The 22856-nt window shown below is 68.9% G+C and carries 19 protein-coding genes; 8 read left to right on the top strand and 11 right to left on the bottom strand.

What is annotated here, in order from left to right; translation table 11 throughout:
• The first annotated feature begins 67 nt into the window (after positions 1–67).
• Positions 68–898, top strand: coding sequence for a hypothetical protein (locus tag ACLJOO_RS25675; protein WP_410789915.1), 831 nt, complete (start codon positions 68–70; stop codon positions 896–898).
• Between the two features lie 62 nt (positions 899–960).
• Here ACLJOO_RS25675 and ACLJOO_RS25670 read toward each other — a convergent pair whose 3' ends face one another.
• The 4 genes from ACLJOO_RS25670 to ACLJOO_RS25655 form a co-directional block, all read right to left on the bottom strand.
• Positions 961–1839, bottom strand: coding sequence for a hypothetical protein (locus tag ACLJOO_RS25670; RefSeq protein WP_410789914.1), 879 nt, complete (start codon positions 1837–1839; stop codon positions 961–963).
• 25 nt (positions 1840–1864) lie between these two features.
• Positions 1865–2764, bottom strand: a complete 900-nt coding sequence (locus ACLJOO_RS25665; protein WP_410789913.1) for a hypothetical protein — start codon at positions 2762–2764, stop codon at positions 1865–1867.
• Between the two features lie 36 nt (positions 2765–2800).
• Positions 2801–6907, bottom strand: a complete 4107-nt coding sequence (locus ACLJOO_RS25660; RefSeq protein WP_410789912.1) for a S8 family serine peptidase — start codon at positions 6905–6907, stop codon at positions 2801–2803.
• 250 nt (positions 6908–7157) lie between these two features.
• Positions 7158–8537 (bottom strand): NAD(P)H-quinone dehydrogenase, encoded by a 1380-nt coding sequence (locus ACLJOO_RS25655; RefSeq protein ID WP_410789911.1) that lies wholly within the window; start codon positions 8535–8537, stop codon positions 7158–7160.
• 31 nt (positions 8538–8568) lie between these two features.
• Between ACLJOO_RS25655 and ACLJOO_RS25650 the strand changes: the two genes are divergently transcribed.
• Together ACLJOO_RS25650 and ACLJOO_RS25645 are read left to right on the top strand one after the other, a co-directional pair.
• Positions 8569–9030: a gamma-glutamylcyclotransferase gene (locus ACLJOO_RS25650; RefSeq protein ID WP_410789910.1), complete on the top strand. Its 462-nt coding sequence runs from the start codon at positions 8569–8571 to the stop codon at positions 9028–9030.
• 9 nt (positions 9031–9039) lie between these two features.
• Complete coding sequence (locus ACLJOO_RS25645; RefSeq protein ID WP_410789909.1) at positions 9040–10674, top strand: phospho-sugar mutase; 1635 nt, start codon at positions 9040–9042, stop codon at positions 10672–10674.
• Positions 10675–10740: 66 nt separating this feature from the next.
• Here ACLJOO_RS25645 and ACLJOO_RS25640 read toward each other — a convergent pair whose 3' ends face one another.
• The 4 genes from ACLJOO_RS25640 to ACLJOO_RS25625 form a co-directional block, all read right to left on the bottom strand.
• Entirely contained in the window at positions 10741–11190 is a 450-nt protein-coding gene (locus tag ACLJOO_RS25640) for a hypothetical protein (protein WP_130382735.1), read from the bottom strand.
• A 163-nt stretch (positions 11191–11353) separates the two neighbouring features.
• Positions 11354–12313, bottom strand: coding sequence for a neutral zinc metallopeptidase (locus ACLJOO_RS25635; protein ID WP_410789908.1), 960 nt, complete (start codon positions 12311–12313; stop codon positions 11354–11356).
• A 114-nt stretch (positions 12314–12427) separates the two neighbouring features.
• Positions 12428–13324, bottom strand: a complete 897-nt coding sequence (locus ACLJOO_RS25630; protein WP_410789907.1) for an alpha/beta hydrolase — start codon at positions 13322–13324, stop codon at positions 12428–12430.
• A 7-nt stretch (positions 13325–13331) separates the two neighbouring features.
• A complete protein-coding gene (locus ACLJOO_RS25625) occupies positions 13332–13892 on the bottom strand; it encodes a PH domain-containing protein (protein ID WP_410789906.1) in 561 nt (186 codons plus the stop codon).
• 46 nt (positions 13893–13938) lie between these two features.
• On the opposite strand from ACLJOO_RS25625, the gene deoC reads away from it, so the two are divergent.
• From deoC to ACLJOO_RS25605, 4 genes are read left to right on the top strand one after another with little or no spacing between them, the layout of a single operon-like run.
• Positions 13939–14895, top strand: a complete 957-nt coding sequence (gene deoC / locus ACLJOO_RS25620; RefSeq protein ID WP_410789905.1) for a deoxyribose-phosphate aldolase — start codon at positions 13939–13941, stop codon at positions 14893–14895.
• Between the two features lie 5 nt (positions 14896–14900).
• Positions 14901–16337, top strand: a complete 1437-nt coding sequence (locus ACLJOO_RS25615) for an aldehyde dehydrogenase family protein (RefSeq protein WP_410789904.1) — start codon at positions 14901–14903, stop codon at positions 16335–16337.
• Positions 16327–17199, top strand: coding sequence for an aldehyde dehydrogenase family protein (locus ACLJOO_RS25610; RefSeq protein WP_131344378.1), 873 nt, complete (start codon positions 16327–16329; stop codon positions 17197–17199). The genes ACLJOO_RS25615 and ACLJOO_RS25610 overlap by 11 nt, the downstream gene beginning before the upstream one ends.
• Positions 17200–18213 carry a S66 peptidase family protein gene (locus tag ACLJOO_RS25605; protein WP_410789903.1) on the top strand — a complete coding sequence of 338 codons (1014 nt, stop codon included), beginning with the start codon at positions 17200–17202 and terminating at the stop codon, positions 18211–18213.
• Here ACLJOO_RS25605 and ACLJOO_RS25600 read toward each other — a convergent pair.
• The gene (locus tag ACLJOO_RS25600; RefSeq protein WP_410789902.1) at positions 18203–18802 is read right to left on the bottom strand and encodes a hypothetical protein; all 600 of its coding nucleotides are present in this window, start codon (positions 18800–18802) and stop codon (positions 18203–18205) included. The genes ACLJOO_RS25605 and ACLJOO_RS25600 overlap by 11 nt on opposite strands.
• A 17-nt stretch (positions 18803–18819) precedes the next feature.
• The gene (locus tag ACLJOO_RS25595; RefSeq protein ID WP_410789901.1) at positions 18820–19830 is read right to left on the bottom strand and encodes a serine/threonine-protein kinase; all 1011 of its coding nucleotides are present in this window, start codon (positions 19828–19830) and stop codon (positions 18820–18822) included.
• 41 nt (positions 19831–19871) lie between these two features.
• Here ACLJOO_RS25595 and ACLJOO_RS25590 point away from each other — a divergent pair, with 41 nt between their 5' ends.
• Positions 19872–20411, top strand: coding sequence for an RNA polymerase sigma factor (locus ACLJOO_RS25590; protein ID WP_410789900.1), 540 nt, complete (start codon positions 19872–19874; stop codon positions 20409–20411).
• Here ACLJOO_RS25590 and pepN read toward each other — a convergent pair.
• Positions 20401–22845 carry an aminopeptidase N gene (gene pepN, locus ACLJOO_RS25585; RefSeq protein ID WP_410789899.1) on the bottom strand — a complete coding sequence of 815 codons (2445 nt, stop codon included), beginning with the start codon at positions 22843–22845 and terminating at the stop codon, positions 20401–20403. The two genes, ACLJOO_RS25590 and pepN, sit on opposite strands and share 11 nt — an antisense overlap.
• Positions 22846–22856 lie beyond the last annotated feature (11 nt).

Here is a 22856-nt window from a genome sequence, read left to right as displayed (position 1 = left end):
TGCGTGGCGTCGCCGGTCTTGAGGGATTCGATAGGCTCTCCCTAAAGCCCCCGAGAGAGGCCCGACAATGGAATACATCCTGATCATCGCCGTGGCGGTGATCGCGGTCCTGGCGTACCGCTCGTACCGTCGGACCCAGCTGCAGACCAAGCAGCAGCACGAGATCACGGCCGCCGAGCTCGAGTCGGTGAAGCGGACCGCCGACGAGGACATCACCCGGTTCGGCGAAGAGCTGCAGGACCTCGACCTGGAGATGGTCGGCAAGGACCTCGGCGACGGCGCGCGGCAGGACTACCAGCGCGCGCTGGACTCCTACGAGTCCGCGAAGCAGGCGGTCGGTCAGGTCACGGAGGCCGACCAGATCAAGCACGTGATCGAGATCCTCGAGGACGGCCGGTACGCCGCTACCTGTGTGCGCGCCCGGGTGAACGGCCAGCCGTTGCCGCAGCGCCGCCCGTCCTGCTTCTTCAACCCGCAGCACGGTCCATCCGTGGAGGACGTGATGTGGGCGCCGCCGGGTGGCGCGCAGCGTGAAGTGCCGGCCTGTGCGGCCGACGCCGAGCGGGTCCGCGCCGGCGCCGAGCCGGACGTCCGCAAGGTCATGGTCGGCCCGCAGCGGGTGCCGTACTGGGAGGCCGGCCCGGCCTACTCGCCGTACGCGCAGGGCATGTTCGGCGCGCTCGGCGGTGTGATGACCGGCATGTTCCTCGGCACGATGCTCGGCGGCATGTTCGCCGGCGGCGGCTACGGCGACTACGCGGGCGGCTACGACGGCGGCGGCGATGGCGGCGGCGACGGCGGGGGTGGCGACGGCGGCGATGGCGGGGGCGACTACAACCCCTTCGACGGCGGGGACGGCGGCGACGGCGGCGGTTTCGACTTCGGCGGCGACTTCTAGGAACTGCCAAGAACGCCACAGGGCCCCGGTGACCAGCTGGTCACCGGGGCCCTGTGCTGTGCTCACTCGCCGAACAGCGGGACGTTCCCCTCGGCGGTGTTCAGGAAGTAGATCGGGTCCTTGAAGTCGCCAGGCACCTTGCCCAGACCCTTGATCACGGTCGCGGCACCGTTGGCGTGGCCAACGGCGTACAGGTACGCCGAGCCCGTGTCCTTGTCGATCCCGGCGAGCAGCGTGCTCTGCGCGCCGCACTTCTCCGCGACGAGGTACTCGAAGCCCTGCCAGGTCGACGTGCGGACCTTCTTGACAACCGGCGTTCCCTTGACCGGGATGTGGATCGTGTAGAGCGCACCACCGTTCGTCGTGGCCAGGAAGGTGTCGTACGTCGCGGTCTCGCTGATCAGCGCCATCGTCTTCACCGACGAGTAGCCCGGCCAACGCGTCACCACCCGGCCTCCCGAGGTATACCGGTAGAGCACCCCGTCGCCGCGCAGCCGGTACTCCGCCGTGCGGTCGACCTTGCCCCAGTACCACGAGGACTCGATCGTCTTGTAGCCGATGTACCCGACGCCGCGGGACTTCAGCGAGGTGAACGGCTTGCCCGTGGAATCCACGCCGTACGCGCCGCGGTACAGAGTTCCGCTGACAATCACGTCGCCGTACCACGTGTAGTCCGCCCCGACGCCCAGCGAGATGGTCCAGGTCGACGCGAGCTTCGCCAGTCCCGGGGAGAACATGTGCGGACCGGTCGACCGCTTGACCGTAGCCGGCGACGTCGCGGTGACCGCGGCGTTGGCCATGTCACCGCCGGCCGTGATCGAGCCGAGGTTGATCGCGCAGGCGGCGGTCGTGGCGGCGGTCGCCGTACTTGCCGGCACGGCTGCCAGCCCGCCGAGCATCAGGGCGGAGACCGCTACTGCGGAAGCCCGGTGGAGTTTCATCGGAACGCCTTTCAAGAGTTGGGCTTCACTCACCGAAGAGTGGCGCGATGCCTTCGTCGGTCCGGAGGTAGTCGACGGGGTCCGTGAAGGTGCCGGGCACCTTGCCGAGGCCCTTGATCACGGTCGACGCACCGTTGGCGTGGCCAACGGCGTACAGGTAGGCCGACCCCGTCTCCTTGTCGATCGCGGTGAGCAGCGTGCTCTGCACGCCGCACTTCTGGACGACCAGGCTCTCGAAGGTCTGCCAGGTCGAGGTGCGGAGCTTCCTCACGATCGGCAGCACCTTGGGATCCCGCGCGATCCGGATCGTGTACAGGGCGCCGCCACGGGCGTTCGCGAGGAAGGTGTCGTAGGTCTTGGTCTGGCTGATCAGCGCCATCGTCTTCACCGAGGCGAAGCCGGTGTAGCGGGCCAGGTCGCCGTACTCGCCACTCCAGCGGTACATCACGCCGTCGTTCCGCAGGCCGTACGTGGCCGTCCAGTAGGACCCCGCGGCGGAGTATTCCGAGGTCTGGACGACGTGGTAACCCTGCCAGCCCTTGCTGCCGTTGCTGATCCCGTTCTGCGGTGTCCCGTCGGCTTTGGTGCCGTACCAGGCCGAGTACAAGGCCGAGTTGAGCACCAGCTCGCCGCTGGTGGACTTGCCGGACGGCGGGGTGACCCGCGTGGTCCAGGTCGCGCTGAACTTGGCTACACCCGGGGTGAACAGGTGGACTCCGGCCGTGCGCTTGGCGGTGATCGGCGCCGTCGCGGTGATGTCGGTGTTGGCGATGTCACCGCCGCTCGTGATCGATCCGACGGTCATCGTGCAGGCCGCGGTGGCGCTCGCAGCGGCCGGAAGAGTAGTCGCTGCAGTGGCCAGTCCACCGAGCAGTACGGCGGCCGCGGCCGCGGCGGAGGCTCGTTTCGAGGTCAGGGTCTTCATACCTGACTCGATGCGGCCTCCGCCGCCGAAGTTGCGCTATCTGGTGATCTTGATCGGGACAGACAGTGCGGACGGAGCCGAGGCCGGGCCGAGGAGCAGCTCGCCGTTGTAGCTCTGGCCGGGTGTCATCGCCTTGTTGTAGTCGACGTGCAAGGTGACCGGCGTGCCGGCCGCGACCGGTCCGCTGGGCAGGCCGCTGACGGTCAGGTCGTTGCCCTGGATCGCGTCCACGTTCAGCGTGAACGTCGGCGTACCGGCGACCGAGAACCCGTGCACCCAGATCTGGTAGTTGCCGTCCGGCGGGTTGACCAGGTTGACCGCCTCGTCCCCGGTCCCGCCGGCCGAGGAGGCGACGATCTCCGACGGCGCGAACACACCGTCGTTGTTGGCGTCCCGCACCACGAACAGGTCCACGTCGTTGTTGGCGAGCGCCGTACTCACACTCAACCGGGACGCGTGCGACAGCGTGATGTTCCGCTTCACACTCGCCGTCGACGGGTCGTCCGGATTGTCCTGATGCGCCGTCTCGGTCGTCGGACTCGGCTGGCTGAGACCAAAGGCATCCGCCTTCAGACCGTCCAGCGGCACGCTCGACTCGAACGTCACGTCGAACCCGCCGGAGTCACCGGTCGCGGTCTGGGTGACCGACGACGGGCTCACCGACGCGCTCCCCAGCTGCACCTTGAACGGGGTGTTGAACTTGTCGCCCTGCCAGCTGACCTGGTGCAGCGCGACTGCCTGCAGCCCTTCCTGCGCCGGTGCCGTGACCACGTCGGCCGGTCCACCGGTCGCGGTGTTGAACCGCCAGGCACCCGCCCGGACGTTGGTGTTCGGACTCTTCCCGACCGTGTCGATCGTGTACGGCGCGCCGTACACGGAGTCCGGCTCCAGCTGGAAGTGGTTCACCGATCTGCCCATGATCAACGTGTCGAGGTCGGTGTACGGACCCGAATCCTCCCAACTGGTGTTGGCCAGGAACTTCGTGCCCTCCGCCGGTGTCTTCGGTACGTCGAGATAGAAGAACCGCCAGTCACCGGACTCCGCTCGCCAGGTCCAGTCGTTCGCACCGAACACCGAACCGTTGTTGTAGGTCAGGTTGCGCTGCGCCTGCGCGACGTCATTACCGCCGAACGTGATCGCCCCGGTGATCTTCCCGCTCGCGTCCTGCGCCGCCTTGGCAGCGACCGCCACGGACACCGGCACCACCATCTCGTCCGAGCCACGCTTCAGTACGACGGCACCGGAGTACATACCGTACGGCGCGTTGCTGGGCACCTTGATCGACGCCGTGAACGACCCGTTGGCATACCGAGGCGTACTGACCCACTTCCAGTCGGTGTTCTGGTACCAGTCGATCGAGACCTTGAAGTCCGTGACCGGGATCTTCGCGTTCTTCGCCGAGTGCTGCAGGCCGAGGAACAGGCCGTCGGCCATCCGTTGCGCCGGATCCCGCACGTACGACTGCATCGTGTTCGCACCGGGCCGGTGGTACATGAACCGGGCGTACTCGCCCTGCTCCATCTCGGATGTGGCGAAGTCCAGGTCGAGGAAGCCGTCGATGTTCGAGCTGGTCGTCTTGTCCGTGTGGTTGACGACGCCGTTGTGGTTCTTGTCCGTCCACAGCTTGCCGTCGTGGTTGACGTCGGTCCAGTTGTAGGTGAGCAGCCGCCACGCCTGGTCCTCGGTCAGGTTGTCGTCACCGTCGAACTGGCTGCGCGGGTACTCGAGCTTGACCACCATCAGATCCGCGTTGCGATGCTGCTTCACCTGTTTGGTCAGGTCGATCAGGTAGTCGGGCGCGTTGAAGTTGCCCGTACTCTCCTGGCTCAGATCCTTGCTGCTGAAGGAGATCGTGTCCGAGTCGGTCCGCACCAGCTGCCGGTCGCTGACCTGCCAGACGCCGTTGCCCTGCAGGTTGAACTTCTGCGTGTCGGTGCCGCCGGGCGAGATGACGTTCGCGAACACCGGGTACTCCGTACCGCGGTAGTCACCCACGCGCCATTCGGTCGGCGTCACGGTCGCGCGCCGGCCCAACGCACTCGCGACCGCCTTGCCGGCGTCGATCGACCCGGATCCCTGGACGTTGGCGTCGTACCCGAGGTCCTGCGCCGACGACTTCAGGATGTCCTGCGCGGTCGAGTAGAAGCCGGCCGGTACGGCGTCGTGGTGCGCCTTCTCGTACGCCTGGTAGACCAGTGCGGTCGCACCCGCCGCGACCGGGGTCGAGCGACTGGTGCCGCCCCAGGTCGTCCACGCGTTCCGGCCGTCGAGGACGGTGTTCAGCGTCGCGTCACCCGGTGCATAGGCGCCGTCGGCAACGACATCGACGCCGTTCGTGGCGTTCGCGCCGAAGCCGCGGTTCGACCAGACCATCACGTCGTTGTCGTTGATCTGGCTGGTCCGGAGCAGCGAGTCCCAGCCGGAGCCGCCGAACTGCGTCGACGCGCCGACCTCGATCGCCGTCGAGGGCGCCGCCGCGGTCGCCGTACCGAATCCTGGTGCGCCGTTGCCGGTGGAGAACAGTGCGGTCGTCTTGAAGCCGTCGTGGATCACGTCGGCTTCCTGGCTCGCGGCGTCCCAGCCGTCGTTGTCGCTGGTCGACGAGCCGTACGAGTTCGAGGTGACGTCGACCCCGCCGCGTGTGGACAGGAAGTACCCGAACTGGGTGGAGAAGTCGAAGCCCATGTAGATGTCGCCGAACGGCGCCAGCTTGGCGTTCGGGGCGCCGCCGAGGACCGCGCCGGCGTACTTGCCGCCGGGAAGGTCCTTGAACGTCGGCGCCTTCCCGTTGATCACCGCCTGGCCGACGATGTTCGATGCCGTCAGCGTGCCGTGACCCTCGATCGCCGGGTCGAAGTCACCGGTCCACGCGACCAGTTGACCAGAGCCGTACGACGTGTCGTCCACACCGAACGCGTCCAGGCCGCCGGGGATCGGGGTCTTGCCGTCGGAGACGTAGTACATCAGGCCGCCGGACAGGTCGGTGTAACCGTCGCCGTTCATGTCGCGGTACGACGCGGGCGAGGACTTGGTCACCGGCTTCTCGTCGGCGAACGAGTAGTCGTCGTCGAGGTCGACGTACACGGTGTCGTAGACGCCGGCGGTGTGCGGGTCCGTGACCAGGAAGCCCGGGCGCTCGCCGTACAGCTGCAGCAGGTGGTCGTCCGGGTGACTGCCGAGCATGACCTTGCCGGACTTGCTCCACTTCGCCGGGAAGCTGTACGTGTGCTGCTTGGTGCCGGCCGGTGCGTTGAAGTTCCGGGACGGTCCGGTCTTGGTGGCGAAGTCGACGGAGCAGGTCGATCCGTTGACAGCACAGGTCGCCGCGGTGGTCTTCGTGTACCAGGACAGGCCTTGGTCGACCTGGTCCGGAGCGGCCAGCCACTGCAGGGTGCCGTACGGGTCGAAGGCCTTCGGCCACCCGTTCCAGCCGGCCTTCGCTCCGGTCTGGCCGGTCCAGGTCTGCCAGGTGTTCAGCAGGTCCGGGTGGCCGAAGTCGGTGCCCCCGTCGAGTACGCCGACGGTCACGCCCTGACCGGTGAAGCCCGCGTTCCAGGCGCCGGTGAAGTTGTGCGACTTGGCGTCCAGGAGGTTCTGCTTGCGGAGCTTGTCGAAGTTGGACGGCCGCAGCGGCGGCGCTTCGCCGTACGGAACGTCGTCGGACTTCACCTTGGCGAGCGCGGCCTGCTGCTCGGCCGCGGTCGGCGCCTGGTGCAGGTCCGGATCCGGGTCGGACAGCGGCTGCCCGGTACGGGACAGCTCGATCGGCCGGACTGCGACGACGCCTGGCGCGGCGGCCAGCTTGGGCAGTGCCTGCACCGGGATCGAACCCATCACGAGCGCGGCGTCACCGGACTTCGCGACGTGCGCGTTGTCCAGCGCCTGCTGCGCCTTCGAGGTGTCGCCCTGCACCGTGGCGAACACCGCGACGGCCGCGGTGTCACCCTTCTTCACGCGCGCCTCGAGCTTCGGGTCGAGTTTCGCCAGCGCCGCATCGGCCGCCGACTGCACCTGTAGCGCTCCGGGCTTCGGTCCCGGCGGCGAGTGCTCGCCGGTTGCGGCCTGAACGGGCACCGACATCGATGCGACGATCAGACTGCCCAGGCCAACCAGCCCAGCGACGTACTTCAGGCGTCGTCTCATACTTCCCCTCCGGGACGTGGAGCGGCTCCCCCGAGCCAACCGCAGGCTCAACATCCGGAGAGTAAGGCGCTGGTCACGGTTCCGGTAGCGATTCACGACGCCGTCTTCGGTGGTTGCCGCCGACAACGGTAACTATTCGTGCCCAATACATTCTCGGAGCCGATTTCTCCCCGGAATCCCGCCCTTGAGGGCGGCTACGCTGCGTACACACCCCACGTGCAGGTTTTCCCGCAACTTTCCGGGGGGTCTCTCAGCTGCGCAGGTGCAGACGGCGAGCGGCTTCGGCCACTGAGCCGGAGACCGACGGGTAGACGGTGAAGGCTTGGGCTACCTGGTCGACCGTCAGGCGGGCGCCGACGGCGAGGGAGATCGGGTGGATGAGCTCGCTGGCGCGGGGGGCCACGACCACGCCGCCAACGACGATGCCGGTGTTGGGGAGGCAGAAGAGCTTCACGAAACCGTCGCGGACGCCCTGCATCTTGGCGCGGGCGTTGTCGGCCAGCGGCACCTTCACAACCATCGCCGTACTGCCGCCGGCGTCGACCACCGCTTGGGTCAGGCCGACCGTCGCGATCTCGGGCGCCGTGAAGACGTTCGCGGAGACCGTTGACTGGTCCAACGGCGTGACGGCGTCGCCGAGCGCGTGCGCCATCGCGATCCGGCCCTGCATCGCGGCCACCGAGGCCAGCATCAGTACGCCGGTGCAGTCGCCGGCCGCGTAGACGCCGCGGGCCGTGGTCCGCGAGACCCGGTCGACCTGGACGAACCCGCCGTCGGTCAGCGACACGCCCGACTCGACCAGGTTCATGTCGTCGGTGTTCGGCAGCGACCCGACCGCGAGCAGGGCGTGCGACCCCTCGACCTTCCGGCCGTCGGTCAGCGTCACCACGACGCCGTCGCCCTGCCGCTTGACCGACTCGGCCCGGGACTTGCCCAGGACGGTGAGTCCGCGGCGCTTGAACACGTCCTCCAGGACCGCTGCCGCGTCAGCGTCTTCACCGGGCAGCACCCGGTCCCGCGACGAGACCAGGACGACGTCGCTGCCGAGCGCGTCGTACGCGCTGGCGAACTCCGCACCGGTGACGCCGGAGCCGACCACGATCAGCCGCTCGGGCAGTTCCTCGAGCTCGTAGACCTGCTCCCAGGTCAGGATCCGCTCGCCGTCCGGCTCCGAGCCCTGGAGGATGCGGGGCCTTGCCCCGGTAGCGATCAGGATCACGTCGGCGGCCAGGCGCTCGTCCCCGACGACGACGGTTTCCGGCCCGTCCAGGCGGCCGCGGCCCCTGACGATCCGGACCTTGTCGCGGTCCAGCCGGCGCTCGATGCCCTCGGACTGGGCGGTGGCGAGCGCCTTCACCCGTTTGTTGACGACGGAGAGATCGACACGCACGGAGTTCGCCGGGTCGTCGTCACCGTCGTCCAGCCGGACGCCCAATTCCCCGGCCTCCTCCACCTCGGTCATCACCTCCGCGGTGGCGATCAGGGTTTTGCTCGGTACGCAGTCGGTGAGCACGGCGGAACCGCCGATCCCGTCGGAATCGACGACCGTTACCTCCCCGCCCAGCTGCGCGGCCGCACTGGCCGCTTCGTACCCGCCTGGACCGCCTCCGATGATCACAACTCGCGCCACGGGAGGTCATTCTTCCGTATCCTCTGATTCCGTGACCCTGTACGCCGCGTTTGCGTCGAATCTGGACCCGAACCTGATGTCCGAGCGGTGCCCGTACTCGCCTCTGCGCGGGACCGGCTGGATCACCGGCTGGCGCCTCACCTTCGGCGGCGAGGAGCTCGGCTGGGAGGGCGCGATGGCCACCGTGGTCGAGGACCCGGCCGACCCCGCCAACCAGGTCTTCGTGGCGCTCTACGACATCCACCCCAAGGACGTCGAGCGGCTGGACGAGTGGGAAGCGATCGACCAGGGCATCTACCGCAAGATCCAGGTCCGCGTGCAGACCCTGGACGGCGAGCAACTGGCCTGGATGTACGTGCTGAACGCCTACGAGGGCGGTCTGCCCTCGGCCCGCTACCTGGGCATCCTGGCCGAGGCCGCCGAAGCGGCCGGAGCCCCCGACGACTACGTGGCGGACATCCGCTCACGGCCCTGTCAGTCGTCGGGTCATTAGAGTGCCCATGTGAGCGATGATCTGAAGGCCGCCGCCGAAGCGTGGCTGAGCGAAGACCCCGACCCCGACACCCGCGCCGAACTCGAGGCGCTGCTGGACTCCGGGGACACTACTGAGCTGGCCGACCGCTTCTCCGGCACCCTGGAGTTCGGTACGGCGGGTCTGCGCGGTGCCGTCGGCGCCGGACCGAACCGGATGAACCGGGTCGTCGTGATCCGCGCCGCCGCCGGACTCGCGGCGTACCTGAAGGCGAAGGGGCTCACCGACGGCCCGGTCCTGATCGGGTACGACGCCCGCCACAAGTCGGACGTGTTCGCGCAGGACACGGCGGCCGTGATGCGCGGCGCCGGCCTGGACGCCGTACTGCTCGACCGGCCGGCCCCGACACCGGTCGTCGCCTTCGGGATCGGGCACCTGCACGCGGTCGCCGGCGTGGTCGTGACCGCGTCGCACAACCCGCCGCAGGACAACGGCTACAAGGTCTACCTGGGTGACGGTTCGCAGATCGTGCCGCCGTCCGACGCCGAGATCGCGGCCGCGATCGCCGCGGTCGGCCCGCTGGCCGACGTACCGCGGGGCGACGACTGGCAGACGACCGGGGACGACCTGCTGAACGCCTACCTGGACCGGATCGCCGAGCTGGTGCCGCCCGATGCGCCACGGGACCTGAACGTCGCGTACACGCCGCTGCACGGGGTCGGACGGACCCTCGTCGAGGCCGCGGTCGCCCGCGCAGGGTTCGCCGTACCGCAGGTGGTCGCGTCGCAGGCCGACCCGGATCCGGACTTCCCGACCGTCTCGTTCCCGAACCCGGAGGAACCGGGCGCGATCGACGCCGCGCTGGAGCTGGCCCGCTCGATGGACGCGGACATCGCGGCGGCGAACGATCCGGACGCGGACCGGTGCGCGGTAGCGATCCCGGACGCGGCGGCTGCGGGAGGCTGGCGGATGCTGCGCGGCGACGAACTCGGCGCGCTGCTCGGTGAGTTCCTGCTGTCGTCCCGCCCCGACGGTGTGGCGGCCTGCTCGATCGTGTCGTCGTCGCTGCTCGGCAAGATCGCGGCGTCGTACGGCGTCCGGTACGTCGAGACGCTGACCGGGTTCAAGTGGATCGGGCGGGTGCCGGAGCTCGTCTTCGGCTACGAGGAGGCGCTCGGGTACTGCGTGGATCCGGCGGCCGTGAAGGACAAGGACGGCGTGTCGACGCTGGTCCGGGTGCTGCAGTTAGCCGCGCAGGCGAAGGCGGCGGGACGCACGCTGCTCGACCTGCTGGACGATCTCGCGGTCAAGCACGGGCTGCACGCGACCGACCAGTTGTCGGCGCGGGTCGAGGACCTTTCACTGATCGCTCAGGCGATGGACCGGCTCCGTGCGGTACCGCCCACGACACTCGGGGCGTACGCCGTCGAGCGCATCGACGACCTGAGCAAGGGGTCGGAGTCGCTGCCGCCGACGGACGGCCTGCGGTACACGCTGTCCGACGGCGCACGCGTGGTCGTGCGCCCGTCGGGTACGGAGCCCAAGCTGAAGTGCTACCTCGAGGTGGTCGTCCCGGTCACGACGGACGTCACCGCGGCACGCGCTCAGGCCGCCACCGCGTTGGCAGCCGTCAAGACCGACCTGGCTGCCGCGGCAGGTATCTAGCCGCGGCAGGTATCTAGCCGCGGCAGGTATCTGGGCTTCAGAACACCTGGCGGGTGGCTCTGGAGCTCAGCGGGCGGCTGCGGCCGCTTCGGCTTCCTCGGCGTGCAGGGAGCTCTGCAGCGACGAGTGCAGGATGCGGAGCGTGCTGGTGGACTGCATCAGCGCGTCCCGCTCGTCCGGGTTCCGGTTGGCCAGGGCGGCGATGTCGCTGATGGCCGCGTCGATCCGGGCGATCCGGTCGGCGACCGAGCCCTCCTGGCTGCTGGCCCGGCGGATCGCCTCGGACGTGACCGTCCAGACGTCCTCCTTGTCGTTGGTCCGCCGGGACATGTCCACCATCTGGCTCAGCGCGGCGAGGTCGTGGTCGACCTGGGTGCGCTCCACCGGCACGGTGATCCCCGCGGTCGCCTGCCGCAGCCGGGTGACGTGCCCGGACAGCTCCGACCAGGTGCTCCGGCCGCTCTTGATCTTGTCCAGCACCTTCGCGTACTCGGTGTTGAACTCGTCGTAGTTCACTGTGACTCCTGCCGTTCGATGCTCGACTCAAGAACTCTAGGGCGTCCGCACCCGAAACAAGTAACCACACGATCGCAGATCGTGCAGGTGTCGCCAAAAAGAAACAGCCGCCCGGTACGCCAACGCGTACCGGGCGGCTGAGTTACGTACTTACGTCAGCTGATCAGGCGACGTACGTGGAATTCGCGTTCCACGTGTTGCAGTTGCCCGCGACGGTGTAGCTGCGCGACGCGTTGAAGCCGGCCTTCGACCAGAAGCCGTGGTTCTTCGTCGAGCCGTGGTCACGCGGGTAGCCCGGCTGGTCGCCGGAGTTGTTGACCACGTACAGCCACTGCGTGTACAGGCCACCGCTCATCGGGTAGTAGCGCTTGTTCGCGCCGATGCTGGCCCCGCCGAGGCAGGACGCCTGCAGCTCACGACGACGGCTCTCCTCCATCTGCGCGGCGTACGTGCTGAAGGCGCGCTGACGCGCCCACGAGGCGCCCAGGATGCCGGTCAGCCACTGGACGTGGTGACCGTACTCGTGCGACGTCACCTGGGTCGCGTAGGCACGCGCCAGGGTCGGGCTCGAGTTCCAGAAGCTGATGATCTCGGGGGCGTAGATGTAGATCCAGGCCTTCCCGTTGTAGCCGCAGAAGAACGAGGTCCTGGTGACCGAGCCACAGTACGAGTTGGCGGTGGCGGCGGTGTAGAAGACCAGCTTCGGGGCCACCTTGTATGCCGCGCCGGCCTGCTTCAGCGGCAGCGCCCACTCGGCGTACGTGCACCTGAAGTGCTGGGAGACGTAGGCCTGAACGCCCGCGAGCGTGCGCATCGAGACGTTGACCTCCTTGCACTTCGACGGGGTGATCGGCCCCGTCTTGTACAGGCGGTTGTAGCGCACGAGGTTCAGCGTCGACGACTTCGTGCTCACGCCTTCACCAGCCGGCGGGTTGCCGATCGCGAAGGCCGGGCCGCCGACCGGCAGCGGGTCCGCGGTCGTCGCTGCAACGGACGTGGCCGCCGTCTTGGTCGTGCTGGAGGTCTGCGCGGCCTGGGCGTTCGGCAGCGCCGTCGCCGCGAGCCCGGCCAGGGCTGCGACGGTGGCGAAACCACGCAGGGTGTAGCGGGAGAGGTTGACCATGAGCTCCACTCTCGATGTGTCTAGGGACCTGTCGGGACCAATCCTGGAGTGCACAGGGGTTCACTCGGGGGCTGGACACCGGTTCTGACGCCGCGATTCACACCACAGTTCCGCTCAACGGCCGACTTTCTCGCCCAGAAATCGCAGCTGGTCAGGGAGCATGCGCCGCCAGTAGCCGGGAGTGTGGACGCCGGCCTGCTGCCCGCCGGACGCCTGCAACTGCTCGCGGAGCTCCCGCGCGGCGTCGGCGAACGGGTCGTCGCGGCCGCAATCGATGCGGACGGCAACGTCTCGGAATCCGCTCGGCCGGTCGAACACCTGGCTGCGCTCGAAATCCGCGGCGTCGTCGAACGCTCCCGGCTGTACGTCGGCGTACGTGCGCCACAGCGCCGGGCTGAGCGCACCGACGGCGACCGCTTGCGCGGACGGCCTGACCCGCCGCTGCCAGTAGTGCAAGGCGACCCACAGCAGAGCGCCGTACCCGCCCATCGACCAGCCGAGGACGCCGAACCGGCTCGTCTGCAGGCCGCTACGGGCTAGTAAGGGAAGGAACTCCTGGTCGAGCATGAACCCCGGGTCGTTGCCGTCGGCCCGTCGGTGCCAGTAGCTGTCCTGGCCGCCGTCGACGGTTGCCAGCGCGAACGGCGGCGTACCCGCCCGGACCGCGGCCGTCAGGTAGCGGTCGATGCCGAGGTCGTTGACGGCCGACGTGTGGTCGCCCCCACGACCGTGCAGCACGAGGACGACGGGCAACTCGGCCGATGCGTCGTACCCGTCGGGGTAGATGAGGCTGTAGCCGACCTTCGTACGGCGGCCGAACGAGTCGAAGCTCCCGGACACCACCGGACCTGGGGGTACGTCGGGTACGACGCCGTCGGCGCCGGTGAGACCGAGCAGGTCGTGCACCCGGGCGCGGCCGGGGATCACCCCCGTTTCCAGGGCAGCCACTGCGGCAACGCCGGTCACCGCCGCCGCAGCGCCGGTGCGGACGAACGCGCGCCGGGTCAGCACGTGCCGGTCAGCGGACCACGGCGGCGACGACCGCGATCACGGCCAGGACGCCGAGGACGATCAATTCGGGCCCCGCCCAGCCGCTCACCACATCGCCTTGGGACTTCTCGGCGTACTGCTCCTGGTGGTGCTCGATCCGGTTCACGACGAAATCGGCCTTGGAGATCGAGCTGTCCGCGGCGAGTTTGCGACCGCCGACGCGCTGCTTGCGAAGGTCCCGCATCACCAGCTGGACGCCGGGAGCGCGGAAACGGTCGCCGTCGATGTGCACCCGGAGGATGTCGGTCACGTCGACGCCGGTCACCTTCGACCACGGGATCTGGTGGTCGCGCAGGTGGTTACGCAGCAGCAGGTTCTCGGGGCTGAGGGTGACGGACGGCCGGATCAGTCCGACGTACGCCAGCACCATGAACATCCCGATGACGCTGCCGACCAGCAGCCCGGTCGCGGTCCGCCACTCCAGCAGTACGTCGACCAGGCCGAGCGCCCCGATCACGATCACGATGGACCCGGTGATCCGGTTCGAGGCGGACAGGTACTGCTCGCTCTCCGGCGATTTCGACTTCACCCGCACAAAGTAACCGGCAGTCCGGAACGGCACTAGACTGCCGTGGGTGACCACACTCGACAGCGGCGTCGACAGCTTGGCCGACGTGACCTCGTCCGAGGATCGGCTGCGCCGGTTCCTGCTCGGGCTGCCGGGCGTCGACCAGGTCGGCGCGGAGGCCCGCGCCGCCACCCTGAGCACCCGGTCGATCAAGACCACCGCGAAGCAGTACGCGCTGGACCTGGCGATCCAGATGATCGACCTGACCACGCTGGAGGGCCAGGACACCCCGGGCAAGGTGAGGGCCCTGTGCGCGAAGGCGAAACGGCCCGACCCGGCCGACCCGACGGCTCCGCAGGTCGCCGCGGTCTGTGTGTACCCGGACCTGGTGGCGACCGCGAAGCGTGAGCTGCAGGGCTCCGGCATCAACGTGGCGAGTGTCGCAACCGCCTTCCCCAGTGGGCGTTCCAGCCTCGCGATCAAGATCCAGGACACCAAGGACGCGGTCGCGTCCGGCGCCGACGAGGTCGACATGGTGATCGACCGCGGCGCCTTCCTGTCCGGGCGGTACGCGATGGTCTTCGACGAGATCGCCGCGATCCGCGAGGCGGCCGGCGACGCGCACCTGAAGGTCATCCTGGAGACCGGCGAACTGGTCACCTACGACAACGTCCGGCGGGCGTCCTGGCTGGCGATGCTGGCCGGCGCGGACTTCATCAAGACCTCCACCGGCAAGGTGTCCCCCGCGGCCACGCTGCCCGTCACGCTGGTGATGCTGGAGGCGGTCCGCGACTACCACGAGGCCACCGGACTGCACATCGGTGTCAAGCCGGCCGGCGGGATCCGAACCGCGAAGGACGCGATCAAGTACCTGGTCACCGTCAACGAGACGGCCGGACCGGACTGGCTGGACCCGGAGCTGTTCCGCTTCGGGGCGTCCAGCCTGCTGAACGACCTGCTGATGCAACGCACCAAGCTGGCCACCGGGCACTACCCGGGCCCCGACTACTTCACCTTGGACTGACAGGCATGAGCAGATTCGAGTACGCACCGGCCCCCGAGTCGCGGGCGATCGTCGACATCAAGTCGTCGTACGGGCTCTTCGTCAACGGGCAGTTCGTCGAGGCGACGGACGGGAAGCCGTTCAAGACCGTTTCGCCTGCTTCCGAAGAGGTCCTGGCCGAGGTCAGCGAGGCCGGGCCGGCCGACGTCGACAAGGCGGTGCGCGCGGCCCGCAAGGCGTTCGACAAGGTCTGGGGCCCGATGAGCGGGAAGGACCGGGCGAAGTACCTGTTCCGGATCGCCCGGCTGATCCAGGAGCGTTCGCGCGAGCTGGCGGTGCTGGAGTCGCTGGACAACGGCAAGCCGATCCGCGAGTCCCGTGACGTCGACATCCCGTTGGTAGCTGCGCACTTCTTCTACTACGCGGGCTGGGCCGACAAGCTCGAGTACGCCGGTGTCGGCGACGACCCGCAGCCGTGGGGTGTCGCGGGCCAGGTGATCCCGTGGAACTTCCCGATGCTGATGCTGGCGTGGAAGATCGCGCCGGCACTGGCCGCCGGCAACACCGTCGTACTGAAGCCGGCCGAGACGACGCCGCTGACCGCGCTGGCGTTCGCGGAGATCTGCCAGCAGGCCGATCTGCCGCCCGGCGTGGTGAACATCGTCACCGGCGCCGGCCGCACCGGCCAGGCCCTGGTCGAGCACCCGGACGTCGACAAGGTCGCCTTCACCGGCTCCACCGACGTCGGCCGCGCGATCGCGAAGTCGGTCGCGGGCACGCACAAGGCGGTCACGCTGGAGCTCGGCGGCAAGGCGGCGAACATCGTCTTCGAGGACGCGCCGATCGACCAGACCATCGAGGGCATCGTCAACGGCATCTTCTTCAACCAGGGCCACGTCTGCTGCGCGGGTTCGCGGCTCCTGGTCCAGGAGAGCGTGTACGACGAGGTGCTCGCGCGGCTGAAGCGCCGGATGGGCACGCTGCGCGTCGGCGACCCGCTGGACAAGAACACCGACATCGGCGCGATCAACTCGGCGGCCCAGCTGGCGAAGATCCGCGAACTGTCGCAGATCGGCGAGGACGAGGGCGCCGAGCGCTGGTCGCCGGAGTGCGAGCTGCCGGCCCACGGCTACTGGTTCCCGCCGACGGTGTTCACCGGCGTGTCCCAGGCGCACCGGATCGCCCGCGAGGAGATCTTCGGCCCGGTGCTGTCCGTGCTGACCTTCCGGACCCCGGCCGAGGCGGTCGAGAAGGCGAACAACACCCCGTTCGGCCTGTCCGCGGGGATCTGGACCGAGAAGGGTTCCCGGATCCTCTGGATGGCGAACCAGCTGCGCGCCGGCGTGGTCTGGGCGAACACGTTCAATCGCTTCGACCCGACGTCGCCGTTCGGCGGCTACAAGGAGTCGGGCTACGGCCGCGAGGGCGGTCGCCACGGTCTGGAGGCCTACCTTGCCCACTGACACGCAAAGGCTCGAGGTGCGCAAGACCTACAAGCTCTACATCGGCGGCGCCTTCCCCCGCAGCGAATCCGGCCGGTCGTACGTCGTCAACAATGCCAAGGGCAAGTTCCTGGCGAACGCGTCGCAAGCCTCCCGCAAGGACGCCCGGGACGCGGTCGTCGCGGCCCGTAAGGCGTTCGGCGGCTGGCACGCGCGGACGGCGTACAACCGCGGTCAGGTGCTGTACCGGATCGCCGAGGTGATGGAGGGCCGGCACCAGCAGTTCAGCGCCGAGGTCGCGGCTGGTGAAGGCCTGTCGATCTCCAAGGCCCGTGCGGTCGTGGACGCGTCGATCGACCGCTGGGTCTGGTACGCCGGATGGGCCGACAAGCTCGCCCAGGTGGTCGGCTCGTCGAACCCGGTCGCCGGGCCGTACTTCGACTTCTCGTTGCCCGAGGCAACCGGCGTGGTCGCCGTACTGGCCCCGCAGGACTCCAGTCTGCTCGGCCTGACCAGTGTGATCGCGCCCGCGATCGTCTCCGGCAACACGGTCGTCGCGGTCTCGTCGTACGAGCGCCCGCTGCCGGCCGTGACGCTGGGCGAGGTGATGGCGACCTCCGACGTACCGGGTGGCGTGGTCAACCTGCTCACCGGGTCGGCGTCCGAGATCGGGCCGTGGCTGGCGTCGCACGACGACGTCAACGCGATCGACCTGTGCGGCATCACGTCCGACGACGAGGCCCGTGACCTGGAGATCGCCGCAGCCGGCAACCTCAAGCGGGTACGCCGTCCCGCCGAGGAGGACTGGTCCGCGGACCAGGGCCTGTCGCGCCTCACGCAGTACCTCGAACTGAAGACCGTCTGGCACCCGATCGGAGTCTGAGTGCTGAAGCCAGGTGACCGGGTGGCGATCGTCTCGCCGTCCGGGGGACTGCCGGAGATCTTTCCCGGTCCGTACGAGCTCGGGCTGCGCCGGTTGCGCGACGACTTCGGGCTCGAACCGGTCGAGTACCCGACCACCCGGAAGCTCGCGAGCACTCCGGAGGAGCGGGCCGCCGACCTGCACGCGGCCTGGTCGGACCCGTCGATCCGCGCGGTGTTCGCGTCGATCGGCGGCGACGACCAGATCACCGTGCTGAAGCATCTGGATCCGGCGGTGTTCCGGGCGGATCCGAAGCCGTTCTTCGGCTACAGCGACAACACGAACCTGCTGAACTTCCTGTATTCATTGGGTTTGCCGGCCTTCCACGGCGGCAGCGTGATGGTCCAGTTCGGTCGCGGCGGCGCTATGCACCCGGACACCGAGCGCTCGTTGCGCGCTGCGATGTTCACCGGCGGCGAGTTCGAGCTGACGCCGGCGAAGGGCTGGACCGACCACGACCACGACTGGGCCGTCCCGGAGAACCTCGAGACCGAGCCGCCGCTGTTCCCCGGCACCGGCTGGACCTGGAGCGGATCGCGGGAAGTCAGCGGACAGCTCTGGGGCGGTTGCATCGAGATCCTCGACTGGCAACTGTCCGCCAACCGCTGGATGCTCCCGACCTCGGAGTACGGCGGGGTGCTGTTCTGCGAGACCAGCGAGGACATGCCGTCGTCCGAGGCCGTCTACTGGATCCTCCGCAACCTGGGCGAACGCGGCCTGCTCGAACGCTTCGACGCGGTCCTCTGGGGCCGACCGAAGTCGACCTCGCTGGACCAGCAACTGACACCGGAGCAATCCGTCGCCTACGTCGCCGACCAGTACATCGCCGTCGACCGTGCGCTCGCGGAGTACAACCCGAACGCCGTCGTCGTGAAGGGCCTCGACATCGGCCACACCGACCCCCAGCAGGTCCTCCCGTACGGCGGCCAGGTCCACGTCGACCCGGCAGCGGCACGGATCACGGTCACCTACTGACGCTGGTCCTGGTGAGGGCCGGGTTCGGGTCGGGGTAGCACGCGACCGGGGCTGTGGTGGTGATGAACTTCCATTTGATCTTGGCCTGGAAGGTGAGGCCGGGGTCGTCGTAGCTGGTGCCTTTGAGTTTGGTTTCGATGGCGGTGCCGGGGCGGCCGGACTTCAGGCGGACGCTGAGGGTCGGAAGCTGGTAGCTCGCACCGCCAGGGATCGGACCGGCGACCTTGACGACCACAGTGGTTCCCTCGAGCTGAACGCTTGGCGTGGAGTTCAGGCCGGAGCCGCCGGACAGTCGGGCGCTGACGTACGACGAGTTCGCCGGGACCGGCATCCGGAGCGTGAGGTCGCGGACCTCCTTCAGCTTGAAGCCCTTGACCTCGCCCGGGAGCGTCCCCGGCTGCAGGTGGACGGCGACGGTGAAACGGGAGTTGGCGGGTACGACGGCCGGCGCCTGGGCGTCGACGGCCTGCCGGAGCGAGACGGTGTGCCGGCCGAACTTGGTGTCGGCACGGCAGGCATAGGTGGCGATCGGTCCACTGGCCGGAGCGAGCAAGGCGAGAGTGACCACAAGACTGCAGAAAGTAGCCATACGACTACTCTATGCAGTCACCGGCCGAAGAGGAACCACCCGCCGGCACCCGCGGCAACGAACACCACGGGCAGGGCCAGCAGGAACCACGCGCGCCTCCGCCGGCGTCGCCGTATCGGTGGATCGGTCGCGACTGTCGTGTCCAGGTCGTCGTCGGTGATCTCGGTGCGCTCGGCCGCCCGCAGCGGCGCCTCCTGCTCCAGCCGGTACGCCTCCGCCTCCAGGCGTTCGGCCAGGGTGTCCGCGCGCTCCCAGCGGTCGGTGACGCGGTACGCCAGCGCCCGCGCGAACACATCGTCGAGCTGCCCGACCGAGTCGTGCAGCACCGACCGGAGGCTCGGCGGCGCCAGGTCGGGGTCCCGGTTCAGTACGTCGCCGATCGAGCCGGCGGAGTACGGCGGATGCCCGGTGACGAGCGCGTACGTGACCGCGCCGACCGCGTAGATGTCCGCCCGCTCGTCGAATCCGCCGTCGCCGCGACCCTGCTCGGGCGCCATGTACGACGGCGTACCGACGGCCTGCGTGAGCCCGGACGCCTCCGCGGCCCGTTTCGCCAGACCGAGGTCCGCGAGCACGATCCGGTGCGTTCCGCCGCCGACCTCGTCACCCGGTCGGAGCAGCAGGTTCGCCGGAGTGACGTCCCGGTGCACGACGCCCTCGCTGTGCAGGGCGGCCACCGCCCGCGCCAGGTCCGCGCCCCACCAGAGCGCGTCCACGGCGTCGAGCCGCCCCTGCTTCAGTACGTCGCCCAGCGTGCCGCCGCCGACGTAGTCCATCACGAAGTACGGCCGCCCGTCCGGGAGCTTGCCCAGGTCGAACACCCGCACCACGCGGTCGCTGGAGATCCGCCGCATCAACCGCGCCTCGGACAGGAAGCGTTCGCGGACGTCGGCGCGCGACGCCCAGTTGTCCGCGAGAACCTTGACGGCCACGTCGACATCCAGGTCGTCGTCGTACCCCCGCCAGACGGTCGCGAACGCGCCCGCGCCGATCTTGTCCCGTAACCGGTACCGCCCGATGACATCCATCCCGGCTATTGTCGACCACAACCAAGCTCAAAAGGGGGAGCATGACCGAGGAGTTGGAAGAACTCGGGGCCCGGGCGGCGTCGGGGGACCTGACAGTGCTTCCACAACTTCTTCAGGCCATCCGGCCGCAGGTGCAGCGGCGGGTGGCCAAGTTCCTGCCGTACCGGGAGGACGCCGAGGAGGCGGTCCAGGACACGCTGCTGCAGGTCGCGAACAAAGTTCACACCTTCAAGGGCACCGGCAGCTTCGCGGGCTGGGTGACGATCGTGGCCACCAACCAGGCCCGCCAGACCTACCGGTCGCTGAAGCGCCGCGCAGTCGAGCAGTCCGCCGAGGTGCTGCCGGAATCCATCGACCCGCGCACCACGTCGGTCATCGCCGGCTCGCGCCTCGACCTGCTCGAGGCCCTGGAGTCGCTGGAGTCCAGCCACCCGCAGCTCGTCCAGCCGCTCGTCCTGCGCGATCTCGGCGCGATGACGTACGCCGAGATCGCCGACGAACTGGACGTCCCGCTCGGCACCGTCAAGGCCCGCATCCACCAGGCCCGCAAGGCCGTCGCGGAACGCCTCACTATCCGCTGAAGGTACTGCGCACCGCGAGTGCGCGGCGGAGGTCGTCGAGGAAGTTGGCCGTCTTCCGCCGGATCCCCGAGTTCACGCTCTCGTCCGCAACCAACGTCTCGGCCTGGTCGATCAGGGCCGCGTCGATGGCGTACCGCGGTGCGATCCGGGCGGTGGTCAGGCCGACCACCATGCCGGCCCGGATGTCAGCGGTCGGCGGGATGTCGGTGAAGAACCGCTGGACGTACGGCGCGGTGATCGCCGCCTGCCCCGGGTGCCAGAAGCCGTCCGCCGCGGCGAGCAGTTCCTGTACGCCGACCGACGGGTCCGTCATGATCCGCGTCCACGCCGCCTCCTTGCCGTCCGGCAGCGCGGCCCGGCACCGGGAGGCCTGGACCACGCCCTCGGTCGACTTGTCCCGGCCCAGCTCGGCGTCGATCTCGGTCGCGCCGAACTCCCCGAGCCGGACGAGCCGCAGCACCAGCGCCCACCGCAGGTCCGCGTCGATCTCGAGACCGTCGGGTACCGCCGAACCGTGGAGCCACGACCGCAGCAACGCGATGTCGTTCGTGGTCGAGATCAGGCCGCGAGCGGTCACCAGTTGGAGGCTGCTGCCCGGCGCGGTCGTGGCCAGCTTGCTGCCCAGGGCGTCGGCGAGCGGTCCGCGCGCCTCGTCGTACTCCAGGTAGCCGCCGAGGACCCGCTCCTCGAGCCAGCGGACCAGTGAGCCGACGGCGACGTCGCTGTCCTCGTGCGGGAGCGCGGCCGTGAAGAGTTCCAGCGCCTGCCGCGGATCCAGCTCGGCGTCCGCGACCGCGTCCCGGATCGAGTTCCAGATCACCGCGCGCGTGGTGCCGTCCGTGATCGCGGGCAGCACCGTCGGCAGGTTGGCGAGGCTGGTCGCGTCCAGCCGGATCTTCGCCCAGGTGTCGTCGCCCGCATCTGGCACTACGACACCGGCATCGTTGCCTAGCACAACTTCTGCCGAGTCGTCGGCGATCACCACGTCAACCGAAGTGGCCGATCCGTCGGCGTCGTACGCGCCGACGCTCAGCTTGTGCAGACGGCGGGACTCGTCCGGACTGCGCCGGTGCAGCACGGCCCCGGCACCGGTCCGCTCGGCAGTGATCGTGTCCACCCCCGACGTTCGCAACCATTGGTCCGACCACGTGTCGAGGTCCTGCGCGCCGGCCTCGGTGAGCTTGGCGATGAACTCGTGCAGGTCCGCGTTCCCGTACTCGTGCGCCTCCAGATGCGCGTTCACACCCTTGAGGAAGACGTCGTCACCGAGGTACTTCGCCAGCTGCTTGAGGACCGCCGCGCCCTTCGCGTACGAGATCCCGTCGAAGTCGTCGAGCGACTGCCGCGCGTCCTTCAGGCTGTCCGGCGCGACCGGGTGCGTCGAGCTGCTCTGGTCGGTCTGCAGCCCCCACCACTTGCGGACGAACGCGAAGTCGACCCAGTTGCCTCGGTAGCTGGTCGCGTCCTCGGCCACGCGGTGCGCCATGTACTCGGCGAACGATTCGTTCAGCCACATGTCGTTCCACCACTTCATCGTGACCAGGTCACCGAACCACATGTGCGCCATTTCGTGCACCAGGATCCGCGAGCGGGTACTGCGTTCGGCGTCGGTCACCGGCCCGCGGAACACCAGATCGTCGGAGACCGTGACGCAGCCCGGGTTCTCCATCGCGCCGAGGTTGAAGTCCGGCGTGAAGACCTGCCAGTACTCGCCGAACGGGTACCGCTCGCGGAACATCCGGTGGTACGCATCGAACGCGTCCCGCGTGGTCCGGAACAGATCCTCGGCGTCGCGCTCGAGGTGCTCCTTCAGCGACTGCCGGCAGGCGAGTCCGAGCGGAATCCCGTCGTACTCGCTGCGGAGCTGGTGGTACGGACCGGCGACCAGCGTGACGAAGTACGTCGACAGCGGCTTGGTCTCGGCGAGCGTCCACTCCCCCGGTGCGGTCCGAGTGGCCGCGCCGTTGCCGAGGACGATCCAGTCCTCCGGGCACTTCACCGTGATCGTGTACGGCGCCTTGAGGTCGGGCTGGTCGAAGCAGGGGAAGTACCGCGGCGCGGACTCCAGGGACGACATGCCGTAGGTGTAGACGCGGCCGTCCGCGGCGTCGACGGATCGCTGCAGGCCTTCGCCGTCGGCGGCGTACTTCAGCTCCGCGGTGACGACGAGGTCGTTCTCGGCCTGCAGGCCGGTCAGCGGGAAACGGCCGCCGTCGAGCGCGCCGGTGTCGAGGGTCTGGCCGTTCAGTCCGACGCTGATCAGCCGCTCGGGTTTCACGTCCACCCAGGTCGTGCCGCTGGTGGACCCGAACCGGATCCGGCTGGTCGTGACGAACGTGTCCCCGTCACCGGTCAGGTCGAACGCGACCTCGTACGACCGCAGGGCCAGATCTGTCGCCCGCTGCCGGGCCTCTTCAACTGTCAACGCGCGCATGGGTGCAACGC

Origin of the sequence: Kribbella sp. C-35, assembly GCF_046549195.1 — a bacterium.
Taxonomy (GTDB): domain Bacteria; phylum Actinomycetota; class Actinomycetes; order Propionibacteriales; family Kribbellaceae; genus Kribbella.
This window is presented reverse-complemented; position numbering and strand designations above follow the sequence as displayed.